The sequence below is a fragment of the Mixta mediterraneensis genome (assembly GCF_030283135.1).
In the GTDB taxonomy this organism is placed as follows: Bacteria; Pseudomonadota; Gammaproteobacteria; order Enterobacterales; family Enterobacteriaceae; genus Pantoea; species Pantoea mediterraneensis.
The window spans coordinates 23,490-30,466 of record NZ_JASUAZ010000043.1 but is presented as its reverse complement, the minus strand read 5'-3'; the positions used below and the strand labels follow the sequence as shown (position 1 = coordinate 30,466).

Below are 6,977 nucleotides of genomic sequence, written 5' to 3'. Positions count from 1 at the left end.
TATTGTCCGCTCTTCCTCCCCCGGCCCGCCCCATCAGTCGAAGAGGTCCAGGCGGGGCGAAACCCTCTAATTAATAAACTATCACCACCTTGCCGCGCATATGACCTTCCAGCACGCGTTGATGCGCGGCCTTCAACGTCTCAACGCTTAATCCCTGTAACGTTTCATTCAGCGTAGTTTGTAGCTTTCCTGCATCCAGCAACTCAGCCACGGTGTCCAGAATTTCACCCTGACGCGCCATATCTGGCGTGGTGAACATGCTGCGGGTATACATAAATTCAAAATGCAGCGCAGCGCTTTTCAGTTTCAACTGATCCATCGACAGCGGATGTTCATTTTCTACGATGGTACAAATGTGTCCTTGCGGTGCGATCAGCTGGGCCATGGTTTCCCAGTGACCATCGGTATCATTCAGGCAGAAAATATAATCAACCTGCTTAAGCCCAAGTTTTTCCAGCTCGCCGATCATATCTTTATAATTGATGACCTGATCCGCTCCGCGATCGCGGCACCATTGTGCTGAGTCCTGCTGGGATGCGGTGGCGATCACTTTTACGTTACTGCGCAATTTCGCAAACGGGATCGCCAGTGATCCTACACCGCCCGCGCCGCCAACGATCAGCAGCGTTTGATCTTCCGTTGCGTTTTGCAGGTTAAGACGTTCAAATAATCCTTCCCAGGCGGTCAGCGCAGTCAGCGGGATCGCCGCCGCCGCTGCCCAGTCGAGGCTTTGCGGCTTGTGGCCGGTAATGCGTGCATCGATCAGCTGTTGGCTACTGTTGCTGCCGGGACGCGTAATGTCACCGGCATAATACACTTCATCGCCAGGCTTAAAATTGCTGACTTTGCTGCCAACCTCCAGCACCACGCCGCTCGCATCCCAACCTAAAACGCGCGGCAACTGTAAGCCGTTCTTAACCGCTCCTTTGTGCACTTTGGTATCAACCGGATTTACGGAGGCGGCTTTCACTTCTACGCGAAGGTCGTATTCGCCGGGTGTCGGTGTTTCCGGGTTAATTTCGATAAATTCTTGTGGATGTTCTGGATTAACAGCAATAGCGCGAATCGTCATATTTGTTCTCCTGTTTGGATGGCTTAAGTGTAGAAGCTCGATTTCATGATGATAAGATGGACAATCTTTCATAGCGTGTTCGTCTGAGGTGAACAATGACGTTTCGTCAGTGGCAGGATATGGCGCTGTTTGCCCTGGTAGCAGAATGCGGCAGCTTTACCGCTGCGGCGCAACGTGTCGGATTACCCAAATCCAGCATGAGTCAGCGTATCAGTCATCTGGAGCAACGTCTCGGCATCCGTTTACTCAACCGCACCACACGCCAGCTCAAACTGACCTTTGCGGGGGAACGGTATCTGCTGCACTGTCAGGAAATGATGCAGGCCAGCGAACGCGCCGACCAGACGATGGCTAATCTGCGTGAAAATCCCAGTGGGCGGCTGCGCATTACCAGCCCGGCGGGTATTGGCGCCACGCTGCTGGCGCGCTGTAACGCGGAATTTTTGCAGCGTTATCCTGACGTGATGTTAGACGTCTCGGTCTCAGATGATATTCGCGATTTAGTACAGGATGGCTTTGACATTGCGTTGCGTACCGGGCAGCCGCAAGAATCATCCTTGATCGGTCGTCGGGTTGGCTATTGCGAACGGACGCTGGTGGCATCGAAAAGTTACCTTGAACAACATCCGCTCATTACTCATCCGCAACAGCTGGCTGCTCATCGCTGTATCGCCCATCGTGCATGGAATGAATGGGTGTTGAAGCAGGAAAAAGAGTATTACCGCTGGCTGCTACCGCCGGGCCATCTGACTGATAATCTGGTTTACGCGCGCGAATGTGCATTAGGCGACGCGGGCATTACGCTGCTGCCGCGTTTTTTAACCGAGGGCGCCATGGCTGACCATCGTTTAGTACGCGTACTGCCGGAATGGGAAATGGAAGGTAATGAGCTGTGGCTGGTGTACCCGAGCCGCAAGCTAAACTCGCCAGCGCTGGTAAAGTTTATTGAGTTCGCCTTGCAATCGACGGTGTTTACAGCGTTTTATCGCTAATTGATTGTAGATTCAATTGATCAAGGCAACACATAGGTGGAAATGAAGTGTGGCAGAGATTTTTTGAATGAGGCGGACATTTACGGCTAAGGAAAATTGCTCGTTTTTGAGTTGCGGAAGAATAGTAAGGAATTTAGTGAGATAGCTAAAATCCTGGAACCGACACCAGGGGCATATTCAGCATGCTAAGAGAAACTGGCGGGATAAAACTCAATGAACGCAGGGGACGGTGGCGCATCTGACACTGGCTGAGCGCGAGGAAATTCGTGCTGGTCTTTCTGCTTAAATGAGCACACGCCTTTCTTCTCTGAATAAAAGGGGCTGGATGATGATCCGCCTTTACGCACAAAGCAATGGAGGCGCAATTTTTTAACCTACGACGAGATGCAGCTTGCCTCGCCGGGGCGCGGGAAAGCCTCGCGTGAAACATCATCCTGAACAAAAATCTGTCAACCTTCCCGCCTGCCGCAAACTACAAATTAACCACAATCTGCGTCAGCAGGTTCCAGGCGTCATCTTCCTTCGGCGTGACAGAAGGATGGTGCGTCCATGCCAGCTGATTGGTCCAGTAAATCCCGTTTGTAATCCGTAGAGTATATGCCGTTGATGCCGTGGTGCTGAAACGCTCGGCGCGCTGGTTGTGTCGCTCGAAGTAGCGCCTGGCGTCATCGCTGAACTTGTTATAGGCCAGGCCGAACGACAGCATGTCCGACGGCCGTGAATCAAATGGCCCGATGCTGAACAAGGTTAACGATGCATCGGCATTGAACACGTTGCGGTTCTGCGGTGCGTAGTTAGTTTTGCCGTCGATATACCAGCCACGGAACGGCAGACTGCTGTCGGGCTGTGTCAGCTGACGGGTCGCGGCAAGATAGTGTGACCAGGTATTATCTTCGTCTTGCCCGGAGTTGTAGTTGAAGTAAGGCGTTTTGTTATAAACCGAGCCACCGCGTACCCACATCATCGGCAAACCGTAATCCGAATTGACGCGATAACCCATTTCGTTAATGGCTAGTGTACCGGCATCAGGCACTTTCCAGCGCAGTCCGTAGGTGTTGTATTTCGAATCCGATTCTAATCCGTCAGAGCTTTGGCTTCGTGAGACGCCAAAATGATCGTACCAGCGTTTATTTTCAGACAGCAGCCGCACGTCAAATCCTGGGCTGGGTTTCAGGCTGGTTAGACCGGCCTGATTGAGCATCACGCTGGTGGGGCCAAGCGCTGAGGACGCGGTGCTGCTGCCGAGATACAGGCCATAAAAATAGCTTAACCAGGCAGAATAACCGTAGTGCAGAATAACCCGGTTATGGAACAGCGGTTGATACACCGACAATTCGCTGATGGCAACGTGGCCGTCCTGCCCGTTGCCGCGATAGTTATTATAGGCATACATCACGCCCAGATTAAGTTGGGCATTATCGGTGAAACCAATACGAGACAGGTCATAGGTCACGTTGGTACTCACCACGTTACCAGTGGTGAGTCGCTGTCCAACGTAGCTCGGCGGGTTCTTCCAGTTACCCGCCACGTCATAGGTCAGATTGGTCAGCAGCTGAACCTGAGCAAAGAAGCCGTTATCCGCCATGTCCTGACGCAGTCTGCCCCATTCGGGGAAGACGGTGTCGCACACCGAGCCAATACTCGGTGTCTCTGGGCCCTTTGGCAGCAACGTGTCAAAGCGGGCGCAATCGCTGTCGGCGGCCTGCGCCAGCCCGCCGATACTCATTAACAACGCGGTCAGCAGAAGCGGCTTACTTTTCATTTTTTGCCTCTCTCACCAGCGATTCGCCGTCGGTCGCAATCACCTGTTTGTACCAGCCAAAGCTCTTCTTACGACGGCGCTGTAGGGTGCCTTCGCCGTGATCGTCGCGGTCAACGTGGATGAAACCGTAGCGTTTGGACATCTCACTGGTTGAGGCACTGACGATGTCTATCGGGCCCCAGCAGGTGTAGCCCAACACATCGACGCCGTCGGCAATCGCCTCATGAACCTGCACCAGATGGTCATTGAGGTAGGCGATGCGGTAGTCGTCCTGAATGCTGCCGTCGGCCTCAATGCGGTCTTTGGCACCCAGCCCGTTTTCGACGATAAACAGCGGTTTCTGATAGCGATCCCACAGCTGATTCAGCAGATGACGCAGGCCCGCCGGATCGATCTGCCAGCCCCATTCCGATGCCGACAGGTAAGGGTTGGGGATCATCTTGAGAATGTTGCCGGTAGCCTGTTGCTTGTCTCTATCGGCGGAGGCACAACTGCTCATGTAGTAGCTGAAGGACAGGAAATCGATGGTTTCGCGCAGGTCTTCTTTGTCCTGTGGGCTGATTTCGAGCACGATGTTTTTTTCTTTGAAACGGCGCTGGATATGGCTCGGATAGTCGCCGCGTGCCTGCACGTCGAAGAAGAACAGCCATTCGCGCTCTTTGCGCTGTGCCTCAAGTAAATCGTCGGGATGACAGGTCAGGGGATAGTACGGCATGGCGGCAACCATGTTGCCGATTTTGGCATCGGGAATGATGCGATGACAGGCCTTCACCGCACGGGCGCTGGCCACCAGTTGATGATGCACGGCCTGATAGACAGCCTGTTCGCTGCTGCCCTCTGGCAGTCCCAGCCCGGTGAAGCACGAGAACAGCGACACGTTAATCTCGTTGAACGTCAGCCAGTATTTCACCTTGTGCTGGTAGCGCTTGAAGACGGTGGTGGCATAGCGTTCAAAGAAGCCGATGGTCTTACGATTGCCCCAGCCGCCGTAATGTTTAGCCAGATGGTAAGGCATCTCGTAGTGGGAGAGGGTGATAAGCGGCTGAATACCGTATTTGAGCATCTCGTCGAACAGCGCATCGTAGAAAGCCAGGCCTTCTTCGTTAGGCACGTCTTCATCACCGCGCGGGTAGATGCGCGTCCAGGCGATGGAGGTGCGCAGGGTCTTGAAGCCCATCTCGGCAAAGAGCGCAATATCCTGCGGATAGCGATGATAGAAATCGATCGCGATCTCCTTGAGGTTAAACTCCCCGGCAGGGCGTTCGGTCGCCGGATACATCAGGCCGTGTGGCTGATAGTCAGAAGTTGAAAGGCCTTTTCCGGCAACGTCATAGGCACCTTCTACCTGATTGGCGGCCAGTGCGCCGCCCCAGAGGAAATCAGTCGGGAATGTGGTTTTCATCGTGTATTCCTTCTCGTTTATGGTGAAAAAAGAGCGCAGTAATCCTGCATGAGCCGGGCTCACGCACTATTTCGGTCAGCGTAAAATGGGGTTACGTCAGGTCGTAGACAGAGAACGCAGTTTCTCGGGCTTCTCGGGTTGGTCGTCTGGCACGCCATACAGCCAGCTGCTGATGAAGGCGAACAGGAAGGCGGCAAGCGAGCCGATCAAGATGCCCCAGAATCCGCTGTCGACGCCGTTTGGTGAGATAAATGACGGGAAGCCAAAGATGCCCAGCGCGCCAAAGGCATAAGCGGTGCCGTGGTAGTAGCCGGTGATGGCTCCGCCGAGCGCGCCACCGATGCAGCCAAAGATAAAGGGCCGTTTTAGCGGCAGGTTGACGCCGTAGACGGCGGGTTCGGTGATACCAAAGATACTGGAGATAAACGACGGACCCGCCAGACTTTTGAGTCTGGAATTACGGGTGCGCAGCAGCACGCCCAGCGTTGCGCCAGACTGCGCCCATACGGCGGGCTGCACCAGCGGCGAAATTGTATCAACCCCACGGGTCAACAGGTTGTTGATCATCAGCGGTGCCAGTCCCCAATGCAGCCCGAATATCACACAAATTTGCCACATCGCACCGAATACGGCGCCGGCAATCATCAGGTTGAGCTGCCAGATCCACATGTAACCGCGGCCAAGGCCGAGACTGAAGTCGGTCGCCAGTGGCCCAATCAGCAGGAAAGTGGCGGGCAGAGTGATAGTCAGGCATAAAAACGGCGTGAAGAATGATTTTATCGAGGCATGCAGCCAGCGATTGAAACGTTTCTCAAGCCAGCAGCTGAACCAGGCGGCGAAAATTACCGGGATAACCGTAGAGCTGTAGTTGATAAAGGTCACGGGCAGGCCCAGAAAACTGAAATGCAGTTTAGGATCGGCCTGTGTGGCGTTAAAAATCTCGATCATCGAAGGGTGAACCAGCGCGGCTCCCAGAACCAGCGTGACGAGAGGGTTGCCGCCAAATTTTTTACCCGCCGTATATCCCAGAAGAATCGGCATGAAAAAGAACGCGGCATCGCTGGCGGCGAAGATAATTTTATAAGTGCCGCTGGCTTTATCTAGCCAGTGAAATAACACCGCAAGGATCAATACACCTTTAATGAGTCCGGCTGCGACTAATATACCCAGCAGTGGTGCGAATATGCTGGATATAATATCTACCGCAGCATTAAGTAGTGCTTTAAATCCTTTGGGTTTTGGTACATCTTCCGAGGCTTCTTCGCCAGAATGCATGCTTTCATTTTCTGGAAAATAACGTGATGCCAGGCATTGATATACTTCTCCGACGTGGCTACCAATAACTACCTGAAATTGACCGCCGCTCTCAACAACGGTAATAATTCCCGCGCACGCCTTAAGCTCGTCGATGTTCGCCCGGCGGTTGTCTTTCAGTTTGAAACGTAAACGCGTCGCGCAGTGAATAACACTGATAACATTATCCCGACCGCCAACGCCTGCGATAATTTCATCGCATAAAATAGCATATCCCATGAATTAACCTCTTGTCGGATAACTGACTACGCGAATTTGAAGCAAAAAAAAACCTAACTTTGGCGACCCGGAGTAGATAAAAGCGGGAGGCTTTAGTTAGGTTTTGCTCGACACGTCTGACACTACGTGAAGATAACAATCCTGTTGTGAACGATATATAAATGTAATTTTTTTACTTGTTCAAGTGTTTTTTTATGAAAGTTACTTAAATGTGAG

The 6,977-nt window shown here is 52.9% G+C and carries 5 protein-coding genes and 2 pseudogenes; 3 read left to right on the top strand and 4 right to left on the bottom strand.

The features are described 5' to 3' along the window. Positions 1 to 70 precede the first annotated feature (70 nt). Complete coding sequence (locus QRY16_RS18160) at positions 71 to 1,072, bottom strand: zinc-binding alcohol dehydrogenase family protein (RefSeq protein WP_289777597.1); 1,002 nt, start codon at positions 1,070 to 1,072, stop codon at positions 71 to 73. 95 nt (positions 1,073 to 1,167) lie between these two features. On the opposite strand from QRY16_RS18160, the gene QRY16_RS18155 reads away from it, so the two are divergent. The 3 genes and pseudogenes from QRY16_RS18155 to QRY16_RS18145 form a co-directional block, all read left to right on the top strand. Beyond that, on the top strand, positions 1,168 to 2,064 hold the full coding sequence (locus QRY16_RS18155; protein WP_289777596.1) for a LysR family transcriptional regulator: 897 nt from the start codon (positions 1,168 to 1,170) through the stop codon (positions 2,062 to 2,064). 67 nt (positions 2,065 to 2,131) lie between these two features. Then, positions 2,132 to 2,347: pseudogene (locus tag QRY16_RS18150) on the top strand (IS30-like element IS30H family transposase); the annotation flags it as partial. A 3-nt stretch (positions 2,348 to 2,350) separates the two neighbouring features. After that, positions 2,351 to 2,499: pseudogene (locus QRY16_RS18145) on the top strand (STY4528 family pathogenicity island replication protein); the annotation flags it as partial. Between the two features lie 37 nt (positions 2,500 to 2,536). Here QRY16_RS18145 and QRY16_RS18140 read toward each other — a convergent pair. The 3 genes from QRY16_RS18140 to QRY16_RS18130 form a co-directional block, all read right to left on the bottom strand. Further along, on the bottom strand, positions 2,537 to 3,826 hold the full coding sequence (locus QRY16_RS18140; protein ID WP_289777595.1) for a carbohydrate porin: 1,290 nt from the start codon (positions 3,824 to 3,826) through the stop codon (positions 2,537 to 2,539). After that, complete coding sequence (locus tag QRY16_RS18135; RefSeq protein WP_289777594.1) at positions 3,816 to 5,228, bottom strand: glycoside hydrolase family 1 protein; 1,413 nt, start codon at positions 5,226 to 5,228, stop codon at positions 3,816 to 3,818. The genes QRY16_RS18140 and QRY16_RS18135 overlap by 11 nt, the downstream gene beginning before the upstream one ends. A 96-nt stretch (positions 5,229 to 5,324) precedes the next feature. Beyond that, positions 5,325 to 6,761 (bottom strand): PTS transporter subunit EIIC, encoded by a 1,437-nt coding sequence (locus QRY16_RS18130; protein WP_289777593.1) that lies wholly within the window; start codon positions 6,759 to 6,761, stop codon positions 5,325 to 5,327. Between the last annotated feature and the right edge of the window lie 216 nt (positions 6,762 to 6,977).

Excerpts from the sequence above, each read along its gene's own strand:
- QRY16_RS18160 (WP_289777597.1), bottom strand. The coding sequence starts at position 1,072 with ATGACGATTCGCGCTATTGCTGTTAATCCAGAACATCCACAAGAATTT.
- QRY16_RS18155 (WP_289777596.1), top strand. The coding sequence starts at position 1,168 with ATGACGTTTCGTCAGTGGCAGGATATGGCGCTGTTTGCCCTGGTAGCA.
- QRY16_RS18140 (WP_289777595.1), bottom strand. The coding sequence starts at position 3,826 with ATGAAAAGTAAGCCGCTTCTGCTGACCGCGTTGTTAATGAGTATCGGC.
- QRY16_RS18135 (WP_289777594.1), bottom strand. The coding sequence starts at position 5,228 with ATGAAAACCACATTCCCGACTGATTTCCTCTGGGGCGGCGCACTGGCC.
- QRY16_RS18130 (WP_289777593.1), bottom strand. The coding sequence starts at position 6,761 with ATGGGATATGCTATTTTATGCGATGAAATTATCGCAGGCGTTGGCGGT.